This window comes from Ruegeria sp. CL3 (assembly GCF_056536505.1).
In genome coordinates this window covers 190,627-214,041 of record NZ_JBQFPT010000004.1, presented here as the reverse complement: position 1 = coordinate 214,041, position 23,415 = coordinate 190,627, and the positions used below count along the sequence as shown (strand labels likewise).

The 23,415-nt window shown below is 60.5% G+C and carries 19 protein-coding genes; 13 read left to right on the top strand and 6 right to left on the bottom strand.

The annotated features are described in order from the left end of the window. The first annotated feature begins 7 nt into the window (after positions 1–7). The 4 genes from ACR0NO_RS07500 (at position 8) to ACR0NO_RS07485 (ending at position 5,942) form a co-directional block, all read left to right on the top strand. Positions 8–1,711, top strand: coding sequence for an NAD(P)H-dependent oxidoreductase subunit E (locus ACR0NO_RS07500; RefSeq protein WP_480723502.1), 1,704 nt, complete (start codon positions 8–10; stop codon positions 1,709–1,711). A 14-nt stretch (positions 1,712–1,725) separates the two neighbouring features. Beyond that, positions 1,726–4,512, top strand: a complete 2,787-nt coding sequence (fdhF, locus tag ACR0NO_RS07495) for a formate dehydrogenase subunit alpha (protein ID WP_480723501.1) — start codon at positions 1,726–1,728, stop codon at positions 4,510–4,512. Between the two features lie 111 nt (positions 4,513–4,623). Continuing rightward, positions 4,624–5,409 (top strand): cyclase family protein, encoded by a 786-nt coding sequence (locus ACR0NO_RS07490; RefSeq protein WP_480723500.1) that lies wholly within the window; start codon positions 4,624–4,626, stop codon positions 5,407–5,409. Beyond that, the gene (locus ACR0NO_RS07485; protein WP_480723499.1) at positions 5,406–5,942 is read left to right on the top strand and encodes a thioesterase family protein; all 537 of its coding nucleotides are present in this window, start codon (positions 5,406–5,408) and stop codon (positions 5,940–5,942) included. The genes ACR0NO_RS07490 and ACR0NO_RS07485 overlap by 4 nt, the downstream gene beginning before the upstream one ends. A gap of 5 nt (positions 5,943–5,947) precedes the next feature. Here ACR0NO_RS07485 and ACR0NO_RS07480 read toward each other — a convergent pair whose 3' ends face one another. The 4 genes from ACR0NO_RS07480 to ACR0NO_RS07465 form a co-directional block, all read right to left on the bottom strand. Further along, complete coding sequence (locus ACR0NO_RS07480) at positions 5,948–10,027, bottom strand: translocation/assembly module TamB domain-containing protein (protein WP_480723498.1); 4,080 nt, start codon at positions 10,025–10,027, stop codon at positions 5,948–5,950. Continuing rightward, the gene (locus ACR0NO_RS07475; RefSeq protein WP_480723497.1) at positions 10,024–11,829 is read right to left on the bottom strand and encodes an autotransporter assembly complex protein TamA; all 1,806 of its coding nucleotides are present in this window, start codon (positions 11,827–11,829) and stop codon (positions 10,024–10,026) included. The genes ACR0NO_RS07480 and ACR0NO_RS07475 overlap by 4 nt, the downstream gene beginning before the upstream one ends. Before the next feature lie 253 nt (positions 11,830–12,082). After that, a complete protein-coding gene (locus ACR0NO_RS07470; RefSeq protein ID WP_480723496.1) occupies positions 12,083–13,069 on the bottom strand; it encodes a type I glyceraldehyde-3-phosphate dehydrogenase in 987 nt (328 codons plus the stop codon). Positions 13,070–13,123: 54 nt separating this feature from the next. Further along, the gene (locus tag ACR0NO_RS07465; protein ID WP_170472050.1) at positions 13,124–13,447 is read right to left on the bottom strand and encodes a hypothetical protein; all 324 of its coding nucleotides are present in this window, start codon (positions 13,445–13,447) and stop codon (positions 13,124–13,126) included. Positions 13,448–13,657: 210 nt separating this feature from the next. Here ACR0NO_RS07465 and ACR0NO_RS07460 point away from each other — a divergent pair, with 210 nt between their 5' ends. Beyond that, entirely contained in the window at positions 13,658–14,008 is a 351-nt protein-coding gene (locus ACR0NO_RS07460; protein ID WP_480723495.1) for a hypothetical protein, read from the top strand. A gap of 6 nt (positions 14,009–14,014) precedes the next feature. On the opposite strand, the gene ACR0NO_RS07455 is transcribed toward ACR0NO_RS07460, so the two are convergent. Further along, positions 14,015–14,950: a 2-hydroxyacid dehydrogenase gene (locus tag ACR0NO_RS07455; RefSeq protein ID WP_480723494.1), complete on the bottom strand. Its 936-nt coding sequence runs from the start codon at positions 14,948–14,950 to the stop codon at positions 14,015–14,017. A gap of 126 nt (positions 14,951–15,076) precedes the next feature. Here ACR0NO_RS07455 and ACR0NO_RS07450 point away from each other — a divergent pair, with 126 nt between their 5' ends. From ACR0NO_RS07450 to ACR0NO_RS07435, 4 genes are all read left to right on the top strand, one after another. Further along, positions 15,077–16,312, top strand: a complete 1,236-nt coding sequence (locus ACR0NO_RS07450; protein WP_480723493.1) for an acyl-CoA dehydrogenase family protein — start codon at positions 15,077–15,079, stop codon at positions 16,310–16,312. Between the two features lie 8 nt (positions 16,313–16,320). Then, entirely contained in the window at positions 16,321–17,124 is an 804-nt protein-coding gene (locus ACR0NO_RS07445; protein ID WP_480723492.1) for a thioesterase family protein, read from the top strand. A 73-nt stretch (positions 17,125–17,197) separates the two neighbouring features. Further along, on the top strand, positions 17,198–17,845 hold the full coding sequence (locus ACR0NO_RS07440; protein ID WP_170640439.1) for a DUF1007 family protein: 648 nt from the start codon (positions 17,198–17,200) through the stop codon (positions 17,843–17,845). Further along, positions 17,830–18,792: a HoxN/HupN/NixA family nickel/cobalt transporter gene (locus ACR0NO_RS07435; protein ID WP_170377758.1), complete on the top strand. Its 963-nt coding sequence runs from the start codon at positions 17,830–17,832 to the stop codon at positions 18,790–18,792. Before ACR0NO_RS07440 ends, ACR0NO_RS07435 begins: the two co-directional genes overlap by 16 nt. A gap of 6 nt (positions 18,793–18,798) precedes the next feature. Here ACR0NO_RS07435 and truA read toward each other — a convergent pair whose 3' ends face one another. Then, on the bottom strand, positions 18,799–19,563 hold the full coding sequence (gene truA, locus ACR0NO_RS07430) for a tRNA pseudouridine(38-40) synthase TruA (protein ID WP_480723491.1): 765 nt from the start codon (positions 19,561–19,563) through the stop codon (positions 18,799–18,801). Between the two features lie 107 nt (positions 19,564–19,670). Between truA and ACR0NO_RS07425 the strand changes: the two genes are divergently transcribed. Genes ACR0NO_RS07425 through ACR0NO_RS07410 form a run of 4 tightly spaced genes read left to right on the top strand, consistent with a single transcriptional unit; the run spans position 19,671 to position 23,290 of the window. Next, positions 19,671–21,086, top strand: coding sequence for a YcjX family GTP-binding protein (locus tag ACR0NO_RS07425; RefSeq protein WP_480723490.1), 1,416 nt, complete (start codon positions 19,671–19,673; stop codon positions 21,084–21,086). Further along, positions 21,083–21,538 (top strand): N-acetyltransferase family protein, encoded by a 456-nt coding sequence (locus tag ACR0NO_RS07420; protein ID WP_480723489.1) that lies wholly within the window; start codon positions 21,083–21,085, stop codon positions 21,536–21,538. The genes ACR0NO_RS07425 and ACR0NO_RS07420 overlap by 4 nt, the downstream gene beginning before the upstream one ends. Further along, positions 21,531–22,520: a YcjF family protein gene (locus tag ACR0NO_RS07415; RefSeq protein WP_480723488.1), complete on the top strand. Its 990-nt coding sequence runs from the start codon at positions 21,531–21,533 to the stop codon at positions 22,518–22,520. Before ACR0NO_RS07420 ends, ACR0NO_RS07415 begins: the two co-directional genes overlap by 8 nt. 59 nt (positions 22,521–22,579) lie before the next feature. Then, positions 22,580–23,290, top strand: coding sequence for a VIT1/CCC1 transporter family protein (locus ACR0NO_RS07410; protein ID WP_170462298.1), 711 nt, complete (start codon positions 22,580–22,582; stop codon positions 23,288–23,290). Positions 23,291–23,415 lie beyond the last annotated feature (125 nt).

The window sequence follows — 23,415 nt, the reverse complement described above, 5'->3', positions numbered from 1 at the left end:
GGGCATCATGGCACCATTAGATACCAAGCCATCAGGCGCACCCAGGGGCGTTTGGAAGTCAGGTAAAGGCAAAGGGCGGCACACGCCCAAAGGCCGTCAGTTTACAGATGAGGCACAGGCGGAGATTGCGCGCCTGTTGGGGGATCGCCCGCGCCGCCGCGATCTGCTGATCGAATTTCTGCATTTGATTCAGGATGCGCACGGCCATATCGGCGCCGACCACATCGCCGCCTTGGCGGTTGAAATGCGCATCGGTCAGGCAGAGATCTATGAAACTGCGACCTTTTATGCCCATTTCGATGTGGTGAAAGAAGGCGAGACGCCTCCTCCGGTGTTGACGATCCGTGTCTGCGATTCTCTGTCTTGTGAGATGGCCGGTGCGCAGCAATTGCAAAAAGCGCTAGAAGATGGGCTGGACCCTGCCGAGGTTCGTGTTGTCCGCGCCCCTTGCATGGGCCGCTGTGACACCGCTCCGGTGCTTGAGATTGGCCACAACCACATCGACCACGCGACCCCCGAAAAGGTGCAGGCCGCAATTGCAGCGGGTGACACCCATGCGCATCTGCCTGACTATGAAACCTTCGCTACCTATGAGGCCGAAGGTGGCTACGCCAAGCTGAAAGAACTGCGCGACGGTGGTGATTGGGAAAAGGTGCAGGAAGACGTCCTGTCCTCGGGCCTGCGCGGTCTGGGGGGCGCGGGCTTCCCGTCGGGCAAGAAATGGGGCTTTGTTCGCATGAACGAAGGCCCGCGTTATCTGGCCGTGAATGGCGACGAGGGCGAACCCGGTACATTCAAGGACCGCTATTATCTGGAGCGTACGCCGCATGTCTTCCTCGAAGGCATGTTGATCGCCGCTTGGGCGGTTGAGGCTGAGACCTGCTTTATCTATATGCGCGACGAATATCCGGCGGTTATTGAAATCCTGACCCGCGAGATTGCCGCGCTGGAACAGGCCGGAATCGTCGAGCAGGGCTACATCGACCTGCGCCGGGGTGCCGGTGCATATATCTGCGGTGAAGAATCCGCGATGATCGAGTCGATTGAGGGCAAAAAAGGCCTGCCGCGCCACCGTCCTCCGTTCGTGGCGCAGGTTGGGATCTTTAACCGCCCGACGCTCGTGCACAATGTCGAGACTCTGTACTGGGTCACCAAAGTTTGCCGTGAAGGGCCGGAATGCCTCAACAGCACGGAAAAGAACGGCCGCAAGGGCCTGCGCAGCTATTCGGTTTCGGGCCGCGTGGCGCAGCCGGGTGTTTACCTGTTGCCCGCGGGTTCGACCATTCTGGATGTGATTGAGGCCGCCGGAGGCATGGCCGAAGGGCAGACCTTCAAGGCCTATCAGCCGGGCGGGCCATCCTCGGGACTGCTGCCTGCATCAATGGACGACATCCCGCTGGATTTCGACACATTGCAACCACATGGCACATTCATCGGCTCTGCCGCCGTGGTGGTACTGTCCGATCAGGATACCGCGCGTGATGCGGCGCTGAACATGTTGCGCTTCTTCGAGGATGAAAGTTGCGGCCAATGTACGCCCTGTCGGGCTGGCTGCGAAAAGGCGGTCAAGCTGATGCAGGCCGACAAGTGGGATCAGGACTTGCTGGAAGACCTGTGTCAGGTCATGGGCGACGCCTCGATCTGCGGTCTGGGGCAGGCCGCTCCGAACCCGATCCGCCTTGTCATGAAACACTTCGCTGACGAAATCTGAGGGGAGACAGAGCCATGCTAGACGCAAGCCCAACCAAGACCGTCACCTTCAACCTGAATGGCGAAGATGTCACCGTGCCCGAGGGCTGGACCATCTGGGAAGCCGCTAAGGGCCAGGGGTTCACCATCCCGCATCTGTGCCACAAACCGCAGCCGGGCTATCGCCCGGACGGCAACTGCCGCGCCTGTATGGTTGAGGTGGAAGGCGAGCGCACGCTGGTCGCCTCGTGCATCCGCCCTGCCGCAGACGGTATGGTCGTCAAGACCGACAGCGACCGGGCCGAGAAATCGCGCGCCATGGTCATGGAACTGCTGGTTGCCGATCAGCCCGAAGAAGCCCATGACACCTCCAGCCATTTCTGGGACATGGCCAAGCTGAACGATGTCAACGACAGCCGTTTCCCGGCGAAAGAGGCTGAAAAGATCCCGCTGCTGGATGACAGCCACGTTGCGATGCGTGTCAATCTGGACGCGTGTATCAACTGCAACCTCTGCGTCCGTGCCTGCCGCGAGGTGCAGGTAAACGACGTGATTGGCATGGCTGGTCGCGGCCACACCGCGCAGGTGGTGTTCGATCAGAACGATCCGATGGGCGATTCAACCTGTGTCGCTTGCGGTGAATGTGTTCAGGCCTGCCCAACCGGCGCGCTGATGCCCGCGACTGTGCTGGACGACCAACAGCGCGGCGACAGCAAGGATTACGATAGCGAAACCGAAAGCGTCTGCCCGTTCTGCGGTGTGGGCTGCAAGGTCTCGCTGAAGGTCAAGGACGGTAAGGTCAAATATGTCGAGGGCATCAACGGCCCCGCCAACGAAGGCCGTTTGTGTGTCAAAGGCCGTTTTGGTTTCGACTATATCCACCACCCGCACCGCCTGACCACGCCGCTGATCCGGCGTGAGGACGCGCCTGAAAAGGGTCTGAACGTCGATCCGGGCAACCTGTCGACCCATTTCCGCGAAGCGACCTGGGAAGAGGCGATGGACCTGGCCGCCACCAAGCTGATGGCCCTGCGCGAAGAAGACCCGCGCAGCGTTGCGGGCTTTGGCTCGGCCAAATGCACCAACGAAGAAGCCTATCTGTTCCAGAAGTTCATCCGACAGGGGTTCCGCCACAACAACGTCGACCACTGCACCCGTCTGTGCCACGCCTCGTCCGTTGCGGCCCTGATCGAGAACGTGGGCTCGGGCGCTGTGACCGCGACCTTCAACGAGATCGAAAACGCGGACGTGGCGATCATCATCGGCTCGAACCCGATCGAGAACCACCCCGTCGCGGCGACCTACTTTAAGCAGTTCGCCAAACGCGGCGGCAAGCTGATCGTGATGGACCCGCGCGGCGTCGGCATGCGCAAGTTTGCTGACGAAATGCTGCAATTCCGTCCGGGGGCCGATGTCTCGATGCTCAACGCGATCATGAACGTGATCGTCGAAGAAGAGCTCTATGACAGCCAGTACATCCACCGCTGGACCGAGAACTGGGAAGCAGAGAAAGAGCATCTGCGCCAGTTCACGCCCGAGGCGATGTCGCCGATCTGCGGTATTGAGCCCGAGCAGCTGCGCCGCGTCGCGCGCACCTTTGCGCAGGCCAAGGCCGGCCTGATCTTCTGGGGTATGGGCGTCAGCCAGCACATTCACGGGACCGACAACTCTCGTTGCTTGATCAGCCTTGCGTTGATGACCGGCAATGTGGGCAAACCCGGCGCGGGTCTGCACCCTCTGCGGGGTCAGAACAACGTGCAGGGGGCCTCGGACGCCGGTCTGATCCCGATGTTCCTGCCGGACTATCAGTCGGTCATGGACGATGACATCCGAGCCAAGTTCAACAGTGTTTGGAATGACGAGCGTGACTTCTCGAACGAGAAGGGCCTGACCGTCACCGAGATCATTGATCAGGCCTATGCGGGCAACATCAAGGGGATGTATATCCAGGGCGAAAACCCGGCCATGTCCGACCCCGATGTTGGTCACGCGCGCGATGCTCTGGCCAAGTTGGAGCTGATGATCGTGCAGGATATCTTCCTGACGGAAACGGCGAACTATGCCGATATCATCCTGCCTGCCTCGGCGCTCTATGAGAAGAACGGCACCGTGTCGAACACGAACCGTCAGGTGCAGCGTGTGCGTCCGGCTGTGACCCCTCCGGGTGAAGCGCGGGAGGATTGGAAGATCACCGTCGAGCTTGGGCAACGCATCGGGCTGAACTGGGATTACACCGACGTGTCGCAGGTCTTTGCCGAGATGAAGCTGACGATGGCGTCGCTCAACAATATCACGTGGGACCGGCTTGAGACCGAGACCATCACCTATCCGTCGCTGTCCGAGACGGACCCGGGTCAGGCGATTGTGTTCGGTGATGGCTTCCCACGTGCGGACGGCAAGGCACGGTTCACTCCGGCCAGCGTCATTCCGCCGGATGAGGCCCCGGATGACGAATACCCGATGATCGCCACCACCGGTCGTCAGCTGGAGCATTGGCACACTGGGTCGATGACTCGTCGCGCCAAGGTTTTGGATGCGGTTGAGCCTGAGGCGAACTGCTCGATGAACCCGCGGACGCTGAAACTGATGGGGATAGAGCCGGGCGAGATGATCCGCCTGACTACGCGTCGTGGCTCGATCGAGATCATGGTGCGTGCCGACCGTGCGATTGCCGAAGATATGGTGTTTATCCCGTTTGCCTATGTCGAGGCAGCGGCGAACATCCTGACCAACTCGGCCATCGACCCCTATGGCAAAATCCCTGAGTTCAAGTTCTCGGCAATCCGGGTTGAAAAGATCGAAGACGCCATCGCGGCAGAGTAAACTACACTCCAGACACCCGGAAAAGGCGGCCCATTGGGTCGCCTTTTTCGCGTCTTGACAGCGGCTTACACGCGGCCAACCCTGTCACCGTCATTCATGATGGAGTTGCCGATGCCCCGCCGTTTCGTCGATTTGTCCGTTCCGCTGGAAACCGGGATTGTGTCAGACCCGCCGATCATGCTGCCTGAGATCGAGTACATGACCCACGATCAAACGGCCGAGCAGGTCATGTCGTTCTTTCCCGGCCTGAAAAAGGATGACCTACCTGGCGGAGAGGGTTGGGCTATCGAGCGATTGCAAATCGCGACCCATAACGGGACCCATCTGGACGCGCCCTATCATCATCATTCCACAATGGACAAAGGTGAGCGGGCGATCACCATCGATGAGGTGCCGCTGGAGTGGTGCATGAATCCCGGCGTTAAACTGGATTTTCGCGATTTCGAGGATGGCTATGTGGTCACAGCAGCGGATGTCGAAGCTGAGCTGAAACGGATCGGTCATACGCTGAAACCGTTGGATATTGTAGTCGTCAACACCTCTGCCGGGACGCAATATGGCCAGCCCGACTATCTGATGAAGGGCTGCGGTATGGGGCGCGAAGCAACCCTTTATCTGACAAAACGCGGCGTGCGCGTCACAGGCACGGATGCCTGGAGTTGGGACGCGCCCTTCCCGTTGACCGCACAGGAATATGCGGAAACCAAAGATGCCTCGATCATCTGGGAGGGGCACCGCGCCTCGATGGAGATAGGCTATTGCCACATGGAGAAGCTAACCAATCTCGAAACCCTGCCCGCGGCGGGGTTTGAGATTTCTTGTTTTCCCTTCAAGATCAAAGGCGCGTCGGCCGGGTTCATTCGCGCTGTCGCGATCTTTGAGGACTCCGAGGAGTGAAAATCACCAACATGTCGCAAGATACACAACCCCTTGGCGGCCATGATGGCCCGTATGATGCACCGATCGAAATCCACAGCTTTGCTTTGCAGCCGGACTGGATCGACTACAACGGGCATATGAACGTCGGCTATTATGGCGTTGCGTTCGACATGGCCTTTGAACGTTTGCTGGTCGATCATCTGGGTCTCGGTGAGCCGCAGGTCGCCGCGATGGGGCAGGGGCCTTATGTGCTGCAGTCGCATATGCAGTTCCTGCGTGAGGTCACTCCGGACATGACGATCCACTTTCGGTTTCGGCTGCTGGATGCAGATCAGAAACGAGGGCACTATTTCGGGCAGATGGTTTCAATGCCGGATGAAACGGTGTGTGCCACGCAAGAGGTGCTGTTCATAAATGTCAGCCACGCGACGGGGCGGTCTGCGCCTTACCCGGATTGGGCGGTCAGGCGGCTCGCGCGGATGGTCGCCGATCACAAGGCGCTTCCCGCGGCACAACAAATCGGCCAGCCGATTGGTATTCGCCGAAAGTAGTCTGGTTAGTAGTCGCGCTCGAAAAACAGCCCGATCCCGGTTTCTCCGCGCCCGTCAACAGTGCCCCGGACAGTGAAGCTGTCCGTGACGTCCAGGTTCAGGTTCACCTCGGTATCGCCGTCTGTGTTGACGGTGAAGTCCGTGTACAGATTGTCCCCAAGATATGCTCCTGCGCCAAAGCGGCCCGCGCCGCCTTCGGTCGCACCGATATCCACCGTGTCAACACCTGTCGAGTCTCGCAGGCCCTTGGTCGCATCACCTCCGGCCCCGCTTAGTTGTGCCAGAGAGGCCGCCATCTGTGCGATGACAAAAGGTGAGAGTTCCGAGAACCTATTGCCAAATAGAAGCATGGCCAGCGCCTCTTCGGTCGGGCGTTCGGGGTCCGAGAAAACATTGACTTCGGGCGAATCCAAAGGTCCGGCGATCTCGATCGTGGCGGTCCCGTCCGATGTGCTGCTCGAAGATTCGAACTCGATATAGGGCGTCAGGTCGCCTTGCAGCGTGACGATCCCTTTGGTCAGGGTCAGCCTGCGCCCCAGAATGTCCAGATTACCGCGCAGCAGTTCGATCTGGCCCGAAGGGACAACCGATGTCGTTGTGCCACCGATGGAGATGTTCCCACCCAGTTCCGCGTTTACGCCGCGCCCCCTTACAAAAACGGCTTTGGGGGCCAGCAGACTGATATCCAGCGCAATGCGCGAGTTGCTTTTGCTTTGCTCTTCCTTCGGGATCAGCTGCGCCCGTTCGCGGGTGACATAGCCCAGACGGCTTTCGTTGATATGCTGTATTTCGGGGATCGGAGCTGCCCCGACGGCACCCGATGCAGCGGCGAGGTTGATGTTGGTTTCGCCAAATGTGATCTGCCCCGCCAGGCTGCTATTGCCTGTCAGAGCGCCCGCCAGCACGATTTGACCGTTCAGCGTGGTCTCGTAGAGCAGCTGGTCGGTCAGCACGAGGTTGTTCAAGGTCGTCGTGATCTGAGCGTTGAACGGCGGGGTCAGGTCAACGGGTCCGCTGACGGTGAACCCTCCGCCAGCGCGCATGGCCCCGTTCATCGATATCGTGGCGCGGCCTTGGGCCAGATCGACCGACCCGCCAATCCCAGTGATAGTTTGTCCTGCAGTCGGGATCGCAAAGGACGTGCCCGAGGTTGTGATCGTCCCCGTCAGTGCCTCCAGCCCGGGCTGACCCTTGAGCGCCAGATTGTATCGGGCCGAGCCTTCGATCTTGTTGGGCGTGATGAATGCATTGGCGATACCCAGATTGATCCCACCTTGGGCAGTTACATCTGCCAGACCCGTACCCTCATCGAACGTGCCAGACAGCTCTGTGCTGAGATCCGCGGGGCCTGTCGCGTTTGACGAAATCGTCCAGACTCCATTGTCGCGTTTCGCAGTACCTTCGGCCGACATCGTTCCGGGGAAGTCCGGTACAAAGCGTTCGATCCGGTTGAACTTGGCGTCGTAGTCCAGATCTGCCGAGCCATCCGTCTCAACCGTTCCGACAACGTTTACATACGAGCTGTCAGGTCCTTGCAGACGTGCGGTGCCTTCGAGCCCCGACTGAGTAGGCGCGACATTGCCATCCAGTTTCAAAGGACCGGACAACGTAGTGGAAAGGCGGCTGAGGTCATCCAACATCGCCGAAAAGTTCAGCCCGCCTGATTCACGATCAAGCTGGCCCGAGGCATTTGCCGTCAGCGCCGTCCCGTTTAGCCGGAACGTGCGGATGTTCATACCGGCATCAGTGTTTTCGGCATCCACGTTCAGAGTCGTGCGACCCGAAACCAGCGCGTCCAACTGGTCGATCCCAGTGCGGATGTCATTGGCCTCGACCGTGCCCTGCACATCGAACAGCTTGCTGCCCATAGCGCCTTTGCCCTGCATATCGGCCTTCACAGACCCGGCCAGATCACGCCCCGCAAGGCCTGAAAACAGCGATAGGTCGGGCACGTTCGCCTTGGCCTGCCCGTCAACGGCCAGATCACCGGTGGGATCCGTGATCGTCGCGACGGCCTCGGCTATCAGAGCGCGGCCGTTGATCGTAGCCTGACGAATCTCGATCTGCTCTTGCGACAGTGCTCCATCGAACTCGATTGAGGTCTGACCAGCCAGAAGCGGATCCAAATCATCCATCCCTGTCTTGATATCCCGCGCCGTCACGCTGGCCGTGCCGTCAAACTCCAGCGTCTGGACCGTGCCTTTGCCGTTCAGACTGGCCTGCACCGAACCGCCCAGATCACGCTTGGCGAGGCCCGAGAAAACCGACAAGTCCCGCGCGCTGACCGTGGCTTGCCCGTCAATGGACAGGTTCCCATCGGGTGTCGTCACGGTGCCTGCCGCCTGTGCCCGGGCGGCATCTGCGATCAACGTGAAGTCCCGGATTGTCACGCCGTCCGAGCCGCGTTTTGCGTCCAGTGTGATCGTGGTCTCGCCCGCAATCACCGGATCGATGTCGTCTCTCCCCGTGGACAGATCGCGGCCTTTGACGGTGACTTTCCCGTCAAAACTGCGCTCCAGCGGCGACCCGCTGCCTTCCACGGTGGCCGAGACCTCTCCGCCGAGGTCAAGCTTTGCCAGATCCGAGAACCGCGAAAGGTCGGAGGCGTCAAGCTTCGCCGACCCGTCGATGTTCAGGCCGCTGGTCAGCCCGCTGATCAGCGCGTCGAGATCAAGTGTGTAGTCCGCCCCGATCAACTCGAACCCGGATAGGTTCAGCGTTTGGTCGCTGCCATATTCAAACACGCCGTCCAGCGTGATCCGGTCGCCTATCGCCGTGTTCAGAGCAGGATCTGACAGATCTAAGCCGTCAAGCGCGGCTTGCAGGTCACCATCCACGCTGAGGGCATCCCCCTGTTCCAAGCTCCCCTGAGCCGCGATTTGCGCACGCCGCAAGCTGATTTGATCTGTGGTCAGCCCATTGGCCGTCAGGCTCAGGTCCCATAGATTGCCGTTCTGCTGGTCAAACAATGCCGAGATTTGAGCTGCCTCGATCGAAGTGCCCCCGCCTGACACAGGTAAGACCACTTTGTCGCCCTCAGGTGGGGTGATGCGGCCCTGCAGAGCGGCCAGTTGCAAGGTGCCGCCCGAGGCCAGTTCCAACTGACCTTCCAGTTTCAGTGCCTGAGACGTGAATTCCAGATCATTGATGTTCAGCGCGCCTTCCGGCTGGGTCTGGCCATCGACAAAGAGGCGCGTGTCGGAGCCAAAGAACACATCCATATCGCTGGCGACAAAGGGCGTCAGGTCACCGCCCAGATCGGCGGTGAACGCGATCCCATCCGCTGCACCGCTTTCGGCGGCACGCAGACGCACCTGACCCGACACACGCGGCTGGTTGTCACTGCTCAGACTGATATCTGCGGTGAAGTCTGTAACCGGGCCAGAGCCTTTGGCCGTCAAACCAATGGGAGGGCTGTCGGGGATTTTCAGCGCGGTTGAGATGAGACCGCCCGAGGCTTCGACAACACTCAGGTCCAAATCAATCTGACTACTGGCGTTCTGGAAGCCGGCTTTGAGGGTGATTTCGTCTCCGGCGCGGTCCAGGCGGGTGATGTCGAGGCTGGTATCCAAGGTTCCATCGGCCAGCGACAGGTTGCCGGAGACGTTCAGGTCAGCGGCGACGCCGATCAAGGGCTCGCCCAAGGCCAGTTCATTAATCCGAAGCTCTCCGATTTCAATGGCAACGGGCAGTTCGGGCAGTTGGAACGGTGTGGTCTCGGCCGAAGGGGGGGGAGCCTCCGTGGTTGTGGTGCCAGGGGCACGGGCAATGTTGATTTCCTGAGCGATCAACGCGTTGACCGAGAACCGCCCCCGGATCAGCGCCAGACGGTTCCAGTCAAGCTCGGCATCCTTGATGGTCAGCCAGACGCCTTCATCATCGGCCACCGTGATCTCGGCAATGGTGGCACGGGAACTCAACGCTCCTTGTAGGCCCGTGACGGTGACGTTCTGGTCATCACCCGAAAGCGTATCCTGCAGGAACCGCTCGATCATGCTGCCGCCTTCGTCCTCTTGGGCGAGCAGGGCTGGGGGCACACAGATCAGCGTGCCGATCAGCAGCGGATATGCGAGGTAGCGTTTCAAAATGCCTGTCCAATCCCGATATAGAATTGCAGCCCGTTGCCGGTATCGCCCTGAACTGGGTAGGCCAGATCAAAGCGTAGTGGTCCGAATCCCCCCAGATCATAGCGCACACCCAGACCGGCACCGGCGTGATTTTCGGCATCGCTGCCGATGAACGAAGATGTATCCACGGTACCGTAGTCGTAGAACCCGACCAGCGACAGGCTTTCGGTGATTTTACCGCGTACCTCGCCGGAAAAGCCCAGAAACGATTTGCCGCCTGCGATGCCGGTACCTACCGGAATACCGAGGCTTTCAAACGGTTGCCCGCGAACGGTTCCCGCACCGCCCGAGAAGAACAGGAAGTCCGGCGTTACCCCATCCGCTGACGGGCCGATGACTGACCCTATTTGAACGCGCCCGGCCAAGACCAGTTTTCCGCCAGTACCCAGACTGGTGTAGGCCCGTCCGTCTCCGAAGAGGCGAATGCCACTTTCGGTTCCGGAGAGCCCGGCGAAGGGAGTGGCCTGCGCGTCCAGGTAAAACCCGCGTGTTGCACTGATCTTGCTATCGCGCTCGTCCCATTCTGACCGAAAGGGGATTATGAAGTATCGGAATTTTCGCCCATCTCCGTAGGCGTCATCGGCATCGGACCACTGAAAACCGACAGACGCTTCGGCATAGAGCCTGTCTGAAAACGTGCGCCGCGCACCATAGGCCAGTGAGGCTACGGTGACGTTGTAGTTTTCCGTGTTGCGTCGTTCCAGCAGAGCGTTCCAGAACGTGTTGTCGTCGGGTCCTAGTCGGTCAGGTTGGTCCAGCCTTAGACCGATCCGCCCGTCCAAATCCTCGGCCCCGCCGATATTGCGCAGGGCGGCCTCAAATCGTAGCCGCTCGGCCCGGCGAAAAACGTTACGGTGGGTCCATGTGGCCGTCACATCCAACCCATCGCGAGAGGCCAGTTCGACCCCGAAGGTCAGGCGGCGTTTAGGCAAGTCTTCGAAGGTGGCATCGAAATCCAGTGTGCCGTCGGGGTTGGGGGTTTCGCGCTCTGTGATCGAGACAACGCTGAAGGTACCGGTCCTGCGCAGGCGCGTCCCGACTTTCTGGATTTTGGCGGGAGAGTAGACCTCGCCGCTTGGGAAGCCTGCGATATCTTCGATGGAACGGTGTTTGACGTCAGTGTCGCCCTTGATGAACATTCTGCCGAAAGTCAGGCGACGCCCCGGGTCCAGATCAATCTGTGCGTCCAGTTGGGCCTGCGCATGGCGGGCGATGATGGTTTGGTTCGCAAGTTCGGCCTTTGCGTGACCAGCGTCTCTCCACCCCTGCACCCCGGCCGAGGTTGCCTGTTGGATTGCCCCCGTAGTGGCCAGTTTGCCCGGCGCGAACTCTTCCGGCAGCACCGTGTCCGGTGCAACGGGCTGTACGATTGCTTTGCCGAACCGGAAGCTTGGGCCAGTTTCGACGGTGATCACGGCGCGGTTGATTTGCGCGGGAACGCTAAGGGTGCTGAGGTCCGCGGCCTCTTTGCCGTCGAGTTTGATGCTAACCACGGGGCTGAAATAGCCCTCGTCGTACAGAATCTGGACAATGGTGCGATAATCGGACAGGGCGGCCGAGAGGATTTCGAGAGGTGTGTCCAGACCACGGGAGTCAGCGGTCGTGACGGACGAAGTCTCCTCAATGCGTTCTCTTAACTCTTTTGAGGCCCCTGGTGCGACAAGACTGGTTTCAAGGGCCATCAGGCCGGTTGGGGCCAAAGCTGTCATTGCGGCCAAAAGCCAACCCGTCAGACGGCGTTGCGGTCTGCTGCCCTGCATCAAATGGCTCCAACTGCCTCAACTCGAATACTATTCGACCGCGCTGTCGGATCGCGGTCGATTAAATTCATGTTAGAGCATTTGAGGCCGTTCAGGAAAAGGCTTTTGATGTGTGGCTAGTGAATAAGGTCCGCAATTGTGTTGCGTCGGGGTCGACGGCTTGGGGCGGCTCCCGCCCGGTTTGGTCGCATCGTAGATGCACTCAACCCGGTTGGGCTAGGCAGCGCGCGGGGCGCGCTGCGGTTGCGACGGGTCAGGTGGCGGTCATCAGGCGGGCGACGTCCAGCATACGTGCGGAGAAACCCCATTCATTGTCGTACCAGCCAAACACGCGGACCTGGTTCGCGCCGACCATGCGGGTCTCTGGTCCAGCGATGACCAGCGACTCGGGACGGGCGCGCAGATCGGAGGAGACCAACGGCATATCGGTCGATCCCAGAACAGGCGACGCGTCGATGCGATCGCGCAGAGCCTTGTCGAAGGTCTCTGCGTCAAGGCTGCGGTCCAGTGTGACAATCAGATCGATGGCCGAAACACTGGCCGTTGGCACCCGTACCGCCGCGCCTGAGATGCGCCCGGCCAGATGCGGCAGTACGACGTCGATCAGGTGGATGGCGCTTGACGTGGTTGGGACCATCGACAGCGCACCTGCGCGCGAGCGGGCAAGGTCACCGCGTGGGGCATCCACCATCGGTTGGCTGTTTGTGTAGCAGTGGATGGTCGTCATGTGGCCCGCGGTGATCCCGCCGATGTCATCCAGAACCCGGACCAGAGGCGCCAGCCCGTTGGTGGTGCAGGAGGCGTTCGAGACAACATGCGCGCCGCCTAGTTGATCCTCATTGGCGCCAAGCACAACGGTCACCTCGGCGGCTGGAGAGGGGCCGGAGATCAACACTTTGCCCGCCCCGGCGGCCAATCCACGCCGTGCCACGTCGGATGTCCGCGCGATGCCGGTGCAGTCCAGCAGGACATCCACGCCGGACAGATCGATATTCGCCAGATCAGAGCTGTGGGTCATGGGGATGGCCTGCCCATCCACGACCAACGCGCTGTTTCCTTCAGCGACCTCTCCGGCATAGGGGCCGAAGGTGCTGTCGTATTTGAACAGGTAGGCGCAGGTTGCCAGCGGTGCGATGTCGTTGATCAGCACCAGCTCGATATCCGATCCCTGCGGCAAGGCCAGAACCTGCCGCAGGATCGTGCGGCCAATACGGCCGAATCCATTGATCGCGAGTTTCATGCGCAAGCTATGGCAGGCGTCTCAGGCGACCTCAATGAAAGTATTGTACCAATTTCAGTTGCAGCTGACCTGCGAGAAAAACTGGCCCGAGATGTTCTGATACATGCTGGCCACGATGGGTCTGCAGCCGGTGGCCTGCTGAATCGCGGCAATGGCCTGCAGGGTCCGCAGGCGCGGTGGCGGGCCGAACGGGTTGAGGTTGTTGTTGTCCCGCGTGGCGCGGTAGATCACCGGCTCTTCAGCGACTTGGGTGACCGCCCATGTGCGGCTGAGGACCACGACGGACTTGGTCTCTTCCTTGGCGATGGCAGGGGCGCTTGGCGCGACGGTCAAAGTGGCAACCGCGGCCAGGGCCAGAAGGGGCAGGCGCAGGGTCATAATGCAAACTCCTACTTTCAAATGAGAATTTCCCTGATTTCACCAGATTTAGGCGCTGCTGTGAACCCTTTCGGGTCAAATTCGCAGAACCTTTGCACGTTTCAGTCGCTCAATTTGGATTTTCTGAAGGTGCAACTGCTCGGGGCTTGGCCCGGCCCGCGCTCGGGTATATCCTTGAGGGCAAATTGATTTCAGTCATGTGAGGCACAGATGAAAGCCCGGATTTCTTTGGTTTTGGCAGCTGTAGTTCTGACGGTTGGGGCGGTTCAGGCCAAACCTCTGTCACGGATTATTGCAGAAACGGGCCTCAGCCCGCAGGATTTCGAAGTGTTGAGCGCGGCCTCGACCGCGTTGCTATCCAGTGGTGCTCCGGCCGTTGGGCAAGAACGCGCATGGACCAATGATGCAACCGGTTCAAAAGGCACCGTGCGGATCGCTGCGGTACAGGGGAATTGTGTCTCGTTGCAGCATTCCGTCGAACCCGGCGGAGAAGAGCAGAACCGGCAGATTCGAACGCGCCGGTGCAAGGACGCCAACGGGAACTGGTTGCTGACACCCTGATTCGCTTCAATAGCCCCTGCCTCGGTCGATTTCATGCAGCAGCGGCTTGCCCGAGGATAGCCGTTCGAAATTCCTGGCCACGTCTGCAAGTGCATCCCCCAGATGCCAGCCCGAGACATGGGGCGTGATCGTCACGCCGGGATGCTGCCAAAGAGGACTGTCCTGCGGTAAAGGCTCCTGAGAGGTGACGTCCAGAACGGCATGGCCGGGTGTGCCTGCGTCCAATGCAGCGATCAATGCGGTCTCGTCAATCAGATCGCCGCGCCCTGCGTTCAGCAGATGGCTGCCGGGCTTCATCGCCGCCAATATGTCGGCACCAAACAGTCCAACGGTTTGCGGGGTCGAGGGTAAGATGGCGCAGACGTAGTCGCACTGACCAAGCAGTTCAGGCAGGGCATCCTGACCGTGCAGGCAGGTCACGCCGTCAATTTGCTTGGGTGACCGGCTCCATCCCATGACCTGGAAGCCAAGGCCTTTCAGCATGAGGGCCGAGCGCGTGCCGATCGTACCAAGCCCCAGTACACCGACCTTTGTCTCTGACGTGATGCGCGGCGCTTTGGGGGACCATTCGGACCGGCGCTGGGCGGCTTCGTAGTCTCCCAAATGGCGCTGGGCGCGCAGGATATGGGCCAGAAACCACTCGGCGATTTCTTGTGCCGGGGCGTCCGGCCTCAGGCGTGCGACGCGGATATGATCGGGCAATTTGGGATTGCCGACGATGGTTTCCACGCCAGCGCCCAGTTTCTGCACCAGTTTGAGGTTGGGCAGGCGCTCAATATGCGCATCCTGTAGTGTGCTGACCGCCACCATGGTGATTTCAGTCGGATTCCCGATCGTGTCCGGGGTGCGGACATCAGCGTCGGGCGACTGGTGCAGAACCTCTTTGGCCAAATCCGCATCGCTGATCCAGTTGGACAGGCCGGTTTCGATCAAAAGTGCCATGGGTGCCTCATGTATTGGAAATAGATGGAGGTGACGTTCCGTCACGGAACTGGACAGGGTCCGGGCAGCTAAGCCATTCTTCAAGCGAAGGTAAAGCCCGAACCGATGGGCAACGGAGGAGCGTTAATGAACATGTCATTCGGTCTGCGCGAGGAAAACCGCGCCCTTTTGCAGCGTGTCGCAGATATGATCCGCGATGAGATCATGCCGCTGGAAGAGGAATATCAGGCCGAAATCGGCAAGGGCGACCGTTGGCAATATACAGACCGTCAGGCGGAAATCCTTGAGGGGTTGAAAGCCAAGGCCAAAGCGGCCGGGCTTTGGAATTTTTGGCTGACCGACAGCGAAAAGGGCTTTGGTCTGACAACGGTTGAATACGCCTATTTCGCTGAAGAGATGGGCAAGACGCCTCTTGGGGCCGAGGTATTCAACTGCTCGGCCCCCGACACCGGAAACATGGAGGTGTTCGAGCGTTACGGCACCGAGAAGATGAAAGAGCAATGGCTGAAGCCTCTGCTCGAAGGTCAGATCCGCTCGGCCTATTTGATGACCGAGCCGGACGTGGCCTCATCTGACGCCACAAATGTGTCGATGTCCTGTGTGCGGGACGGGGATGACTATGTTCTGAACGGTGAGAAATGGTGGTCTTCGGGTGCGGGTGATCCACGCTGCAAGGTTTACATCGTGATGGTCAAGACAGGGGGCGAGGATCAGCCGAAGCATCAGCGCCAGTCCATGATCGTGGTGCCGTCTGATGCATCGGGGATAGAGGTTCTGCGGCCCATGGAGGTCTATGGTCACGACGATGCACCCCACGGACATATGCACATCCGGTTCACCAATGTCCGTGTCCCCGCTGAAAACATCTTGCTGGGTGAAGGGCGCGGGTTCGAAATCGCGCAAGGTCGGCTGGGACCGGGTCGCATTCACCACTGCATGCGCGCCATCGGGCAGGCCGAAAGCGCGCTTGAGCAGATGTGTAAACGGTCGCTGCAGCGTGAGGCGTTCGGCAAGAAGCTGGCGCAGCTTGGGGCCAACTATGACATCATCGCCGAATGCAGGATGGAGATCGAAATGGCCCGTCTGCTGTGCCTGAAGGCAGCGTGGTATATGGATCAGGGTGACGCAAGGGCGGCCGCGCCGTGGATCAGCCAGATCAAGGTGATCGCGCCTCAGGTCGCGCTGAAGGTGATTGACGAGGCGGTGCAGATGTTCGGGGCGCAGGGGATCAGTCAGGATACCCCGCTGGCCAATGCTTGGACCCATGTACGCACGTTGCGCCTTGCCGATGGACCGGACGCGGTACATCGCCGTCAGGTCGCGCGTGCGGAGCTTAGGAAATACACTCAGGAAAAGGTCTGACGCCCCGGATGGCTACTTATGATTTCGAAGATCTCTCCTATTTTTATCAGCGAGAGGACGGGGTTTTTGTCGGCAATGACCCGGCGCGCGGTCCCTGGTCGGCGGAGCATTGTCACGCAGGGCCGGTGAGCGGCCTGATCGTGCGCGCGGCTGAAACCGAGGTCGGGCCCGAGAAGATGCTGACTCGCTTGACCGTTGATCTGCTGCGCCCTTTGCCCCTTGCCGGGCTGCGCGTGGCGGCTGAGACCACGCGCCATACCAGAACTCTCGCGACCACGTGGGTGACGGTGCATGATCTGGACGACACCCTCTGTGCAACGGCAACCACGATGCATTTGGTGCGTCGGGATTTGGGCGATGTGCCCAATGTCGAAACGCCGCCACTGCGCTTCGAAGATGCGGTCGAAGGCCCTTTCCCGATCGGAGAGCTGCGGCATGAACTGCCCGGATTCGCACATTATAGCGACATCAGATACGGGGCGGGGGACAGGCACGGAGTAGGGTCGAAAACCGTGTGGATGCGGACCCCGAACCTGTTGGAGGGCGAGGTGCAATCCCCCATCCAATCGCTCTGTGCCTTGGGGGATTGCGGCAATGGAATCTCATGGAATGCCCCAACGGCTGAGATGGGGTTCATGAACACCGATCTGACCATCAACATCCACCGGGAGCCCACCTCGGACTGGTTGGCCTCGCAATCAATTTCACATTGGCAGCCCTCAGGAATCGGGATGTCGCAGTCGGTGCTGCATGACAGGCAGGGGCCTGTCGGAACGGCCCTACAAACGATTGTTCTGTTCCCGCCCAAGTGATCGGTCGGCCAGTTTCTGCATCGAGACCGGAAATCGCATTGCCGATGCGTACTTCGACGCCTATCTTGCCCTTATGCGATGGTTGTTCCCATTCCTGACCTGCTGCCTGCCGATCCCGGCCTTGGCCCACCCGCATGTATTCATTGACACGGGGTTGGAGTTCATCGTGGACGAGGCCGGACAGCTGACTCATGTCCGCGTGACCTGGGCCTATGACGAGCTGTTCTCGCTGCTGCAACTGGAGGACATGAGGTTGGATCAGGATGGTGACGGCGCGCTGACCGATAGTGAGCAGCAGTTCCTGACCGGTTTTGATGCGCAATGGATGGAAGGCTATAACGGTGATCTGGTTGTGACCGCCAGCGGTGCCCCGGTTGCCTTGTCTGGCCCGTTGGAGCCGCATGCCACGACCGAAGATGGTCGCATCGTCACCACCCATCTGCGCGCTGTCGAAGGCGGATCTGTCCCGGCCGAAGCGATTTCGGCAAAAGCCTTCGATGAAACCTATTACACCGCCTACGACGTCACCCGTCCGGTCACCGTGTCCGGCCCGGCGACTTGTCTGCTCGAACGGATTGATCCGGATATCGACGGCCAATTGGCGCAGATGCAGGCCTTTCTCCTGACCCTGGATGCAGAATACGACCTTGAGGAAAACGATATCCCGCTTGTCGGCGAAAGCTTTGCGACCGAGATTTTGATTTCATGTCCAAATACCTGATTGTTCCCGTCGCTATCGCCTGTGGCCTGCTTTTGTGGTTCTGGGGCAGCGGCGGGTTTGACAGCCTAGCTGCTTGGGCGGCTGGCGAACAACGCGAATTCCAGAACCAGATCGCGCGTGCCCTTCGGGCGGCCCGCGCCGAACAACCTCAGGCGGTGGCAACACTGCTAACCGTTTGTTTCGCCTACGGGTTCTTTCATGCCATCGGCCCAGGGCACGGTAAGGTCCTGATCGGAGGCTACGGTCTGGGCCGTCAGGTCGCCTTCTGGCGCTTGTCGGCGATCAGCGTGCTTTCGAGCCTCGGGCAGGCCGTAACAGCAGTTGTTCTGGTCTATGCCGGGGTTCTGATATTCCAGTTGTCACGTGAGACACTGGTGGGCACGACAGAGCAGGTTATGGCGCCAATCAGCTATGCGGCCATCGCGGCCATTGGTTCGTGGCTGGTTTTTCGCGGGATGCGCAGTTTCGCGCGACGGTCCCGCAGCGATGCCGCGCATGGGCATTCTCACGACCATGAGCATCACCACGACCACCACCATGAGGAACACGAGCACCACCATCATCATCACCATGATGAGGTCTGCTCGGATTGCGGCCATCGCCATGGCCCCAGCGCGGAAGAGGTCGCCAATGTCGGGTCACTGCGTGAGGCGCTCGTGCTGATCGCGGGCATCGCTGCGCGCCCCTGTACCGGGGCATTGTTCGTGCTGATCCTGACCTGGCAGATGGGAATCGCCATGGTCGGAATTGCCGGAGCTTTCGCGATGGCGCTGGGCACCGCGACTGTCACAACGCTGGTCGGCTGGACGTCCTTTGGCCTGCGGGGTGGGTTGCTTGCCTCGGCCTCGGCCACCCGATTTGCGTCGATACTGGCCCCGACCATCGAACTGGTGGCAGGGCTAGTGATTGTCGTGATTGCCAGCGGCCTGTTGTTGCGCGCGATTTAAAGCGATCTAGAAAACCGGATCAGGGTAACCGACCCGTGCCAGATACAGCCCTTGCGGCGGGCAAACCGGCCCGCAGGCGGCGCGATCTTCGGCCTCTAGCGCGTCGCGCACATCCTCGGGTGACCACGACCCCGCGCCAACACGTTCAAGCGTTCCTACAAAGCTGCGCACCTGATTGTGCAGGAATGACCGCGCCCGAACGTGAAAATGCACCTCGGGGCCGGAGAAACCCTGCACCTGCTCCACCCGCAACTCATCCAGAGTTTTCACAGGGCTGGCCGCCTGACAGATCGAGGATCGGAAAGTGGTGAAATCATGCCGCCCGATCAACATATTCGCGCCCGCCTGCATAGCCTCGACATCCAACTGATGGTTGATCTGCCAAACCTGCCCTGTGTCATGGGTCGCAGGCGCGCGGCGCATTAGAATGCGGAACAGGTATTGACGCTCAACCGCCGTAAAACGCGCGTGCCAGTCATCATCGACCCGCGCAGCCTGAACAATCGCCACCGGCTGCGGCTTGAGGTGATAGTTCAACGCCTCGGACAAACGGAACGGATCCCACTCCTTGACCAGATCGCAATGCGCCACTTGCCCAAGCGCATGCACACCCGCATCGGTGCGCCCGGCGGCGGCAATGGTGTGATCGCCCGGCTGGATGCGGGATAGGGCCTGTTCGATGGCCCCTTGAACTGAGGGCAGCTCTTTCTGACGTTGCCATCCGGCAAACGGCTCCCCTTGGTATTCGACTTTCAAAGCATATCTGGGCATGGGCCGCTGGTAGCGCGCGGCGCGCGAACGGGCAAGAGGGCGAAAGCGCTGGCATGTCCGGCAGCGGCTACCTATCTTGGGCGAAACGATTATTGCGGGGCGACAATTTGGTCATCTCATCCCTGGCAGACAGTCTTGTGCGCGGCGTCGAATCCATCGGCGACAGCGTGTCCGAGACGTTTTTCGAGCCGGTCATCCGTCTGGGCGTCACTGGTCTGGCGCGCTCAGGCAAGACGGTTTTCATCACGTCGCTGGTGGCAAACCTGCTGGACCGGGGCCGCATGAGCGGCCTGGTTGCGCAGCAAGAGGGGCGCATCAACGCGGCCTACCTGCAACCGCAGCCGGACGACACGGTCCCGCGGTTCGACTACGAATCTCACCTCTCCGACCTCACAGGCCCACAACCGCACTGGCCCGAAAGCACACGCGCCGTGTCCGAGCTGCGCCTGTCGTTCAAGGCGCGACCGGCCGGATTGCTGGCAGGGCTTCAGGGACCGCGCACCGTTCATCTGGACATCGTGGACTATCCCGGCGAGTGGCTTCTGGACCTCGCGCTGCTGGACAAATCCTACGCGGACTGGTCGCAGGAGACGCTGTCGCGCATCGAAAGCCGTCCCGAGGCGGCCGAGTTTCTGGCGCAGGCCCGTGGCACCGATTTGACAGCGGAGCATGGTGAGCCCACCGCGCAGGCTCTGGCCGCTGCGTTCACGACCTATCTGAACACCGCGCGGGACGCTGGTTTCTATGATTGCACGCCGGGTCGTTTTCTGTTGCCGGGCGATCTGGCAGGCTCTCCGGTTCTGACCTTTGCGCCTTTGCCAGTCTCCGACCCCTCGCGCCGTCGCACCCTGCAGCGCGAGATGGAGCGGCGCTATGCGGCCTATAAATCTCAAGTGGTGAAGCCGTTTTTCCGCGATCATTTCTCACGCATCGACCGTCAGGTTGTGCTGGTCGATGCGTTGGGCGCAATCCACAAAGGTCCGCAAGCGGTCGAGGATATGCGCCGCGCCATGGGCGATATCCTCTCGGCCTTCCGGCCGGGCCGTAACGCGTGGCTCAGCCAGTTGTTGCTTGGCAAGCGGGTCGAGCGCATTCTGTTTGCGGCCACCAAGGCCGACCACCTGCACCACACGCAACACCCGCGCCTGACCGCAATCATGGAGGCTCTGACCCGTGAGGCGCGCGACCGGGCGAGCTTCGCTGGTGCTGAAACGGCGGCCCTGTCGCTGGCCTCACTGCGTGCCACGACAGAAGAAATGCGCAGCCACAACGGAACGGAATTGCCCTGCGTCCGGGGCACCTTGCTGGACAGTGGCAAACAAGCCGCGTTCTACCCCGGAGAGCTGCCGGATGATCCATCCCATCTGCTCGGCCCGGCCCGGAACGGGGCCGAGGCTTGGCTTGGCGACGACTATGGTTTCATGTCCTTCGCTCCCGCCCAGTTGACCCTGCGCTCCGGCGACGGCCCGCCGCATATCCGGTTGGATCGGGCCGCGCAGTTTCTGATCGGAGACCGGCTGTGACGGTTACCCTCCGCCCCGCCCGCAGCACCGATGCCGGTGCGACCGGGGAAATCCTGCATGGGTTTTCGCGCGAGAATGACTGGATGCCCGACCTCCACAGCTGCGCTGAAACCATCGCTTTTTGCGGTCGTATGATTGATCAAAGCTGGGTTACCGTTGCCGAGGTATCGGACATAGTGGTTGGATTTTTGGCCCTGAACGGAACGGATGTGCATTCACTGTATTTGACGCCCGCCGCGCGCGGGCAGGGGATCGGCAAGCGGTTGCTCGATCATGCGAAGGCGCAGCACTCGCGGCTGACGCTGTTTGCATTTCAGGCCAACACCGGCGCGTGCAGGTTCTATGAACGCAACGGCTTTGCCGAGGTCGCCCGAAGCGAGGGGGCGGACAACGATGAAAACCTGCCTGACATCAAATATGTCTGGCGTAGTGAAGGGGCAGAGAATGGCTAAAGGCCCGGTTCTGATCGATCTCGAAGCAGACGAACCCGCCGCTGACGTGGCCAAGGCCCCTCCGGTGCCCGATCTGGCGGTACCTCAAGGGCAGGCCATGCAAAGCGCGGCGCGATTTGCCGCCCGCAAACCCTCGGCCTTGGCGCGTTGGTTCTGGGGGTTGGCGCTGGCGGTAGTCGGGGCTGCGATTTCGGTCGCCGCTTGGGACTTCGCGACCTCACTGATCGCTCGCGCGCCCATTCTTGGGTGGGGTGTCACCGGTTTGATCGGAGCGTTGGTCCTTGTCGCACTGATCATCGCCGTCCGTGAACTGGCCGCAATTGGCCGCCTGTCCCGCGTCGACGGATTGCGCCGTGCGGCGGATGAGGCCTTGGCGGATGCCGATCTGACCAAGGCGCGCGAGGTCGCGACCCGCCTGATTGCATTTTACAAAGGCCGGGATGAGACCAAATGGGGCCGTGATCGGCTGTCCGAGCGAATGTCAGAACAATTCGACGCCTCAGGCCTGTTGGCTTTGGCCGAGGATGAGCTGCTGACCCCGTTGGACGCCGCCGCCAGTCGCGAGGTTGAGGCTGCAGCCCGTCAGGTGGCCACGGTCACGGCTTTGGTACCTCTGGCCCTTGCGGATGTGGTCACGGCCCTTGCGGCCTCGTTGCGGATGATCCGGCGGGTAGCCGAGATCTATGGCGGGCGGGCAGGGTTTCTGGGCAGCTGGCGCCTGACGCGCGCCGTTTTCGTGCATCTGGTGGCGACCGGTGCGGTGGCCGTCGGCGACGACTTGTTGGAGCCTGTTCTGGGTGGATCGGTCCTCAGCAAATTGTCGCGCCGCTTTGGCGAAGGTTTGGTGAACGGTGCCCTCAGCGCCCGAGTCGGAGTGGCCGCGATGGAGGTGTGTCGACCTTTGCCTTTCTCTGATCGTCACAAGCCGTCGGTCCGCGTGATGATCAAAAGGGCGTTGCAGGGGCTGTTCAGTAAGACTTGATCTGACGCAAAGCGGGATGGCATGCCATTCGTCACAGTGAATGTGACAGAAAGCGAGCCATGACAGATCACGGTCACAGCCAGCAGGAAATCGAACAGAGAATTAGCGACCCGCCCGGGCGGGGCGTTTTGCGTGACATCGTGTATGGGGGCATAGACGGGTCGGTCACCACATTTGCGATCGTTGCGGGCGTTGCAGGTGCAGGGTTGTCGTCGTTCGTAATTGTCGCTCTGGGCTTGGCCAATGTGCTGGCCGACGGGTTTTCGATGGCCGTTGGCAACTATTCAGGCACCAAGGCTGAATTGGACAATATCAAACGCATTCGAGCCATCGAAAAGCGCCACATCGCGCTCTACCCAGATGGCGAACGTGATGAGGTGCGCGAAATCCTTGCGCAGAAAGGTTTGTCCGGGCAGGTGTTGGAGGATGCGACAGAGGCTATCACCGCGGACCGCGAAAACTGGATCAACCTGATGATCGAGGGCGAATACGGGCTTGGCAGCGTCGATCCGCATCCGGTGAAGGCTGCGATGGCCACGTTTCTGGCCTTTCTGGTGGCCGGGATGGTTCCCTTGCTACCGTTTCTGCTGGCTCTGGACAACGCTTTTACTCTCTCTGTCTGCATGACCATGGGGGTGTTTTTCGCCATCGGAGCGCTGAAAAGCCGGTGGTCGCTGACCCCGTGGTGGCGCTCGGGGCTTGAGACGTTTGCCATCGGCGGTGCAGCGGCCATGATTGCCTATTTCGTGGGGTCGTTGTTTCACCCTTAGCCCGATGATGTAGCGCCATTCGTCGCATGGGTCGGAGCCTCTGGACCATCGGGCATGGGCGGCTTATAAGCGCCCCCATGTATGACCGGATGGCCATCATTATTCGAATTATATCCCCGGCGCTC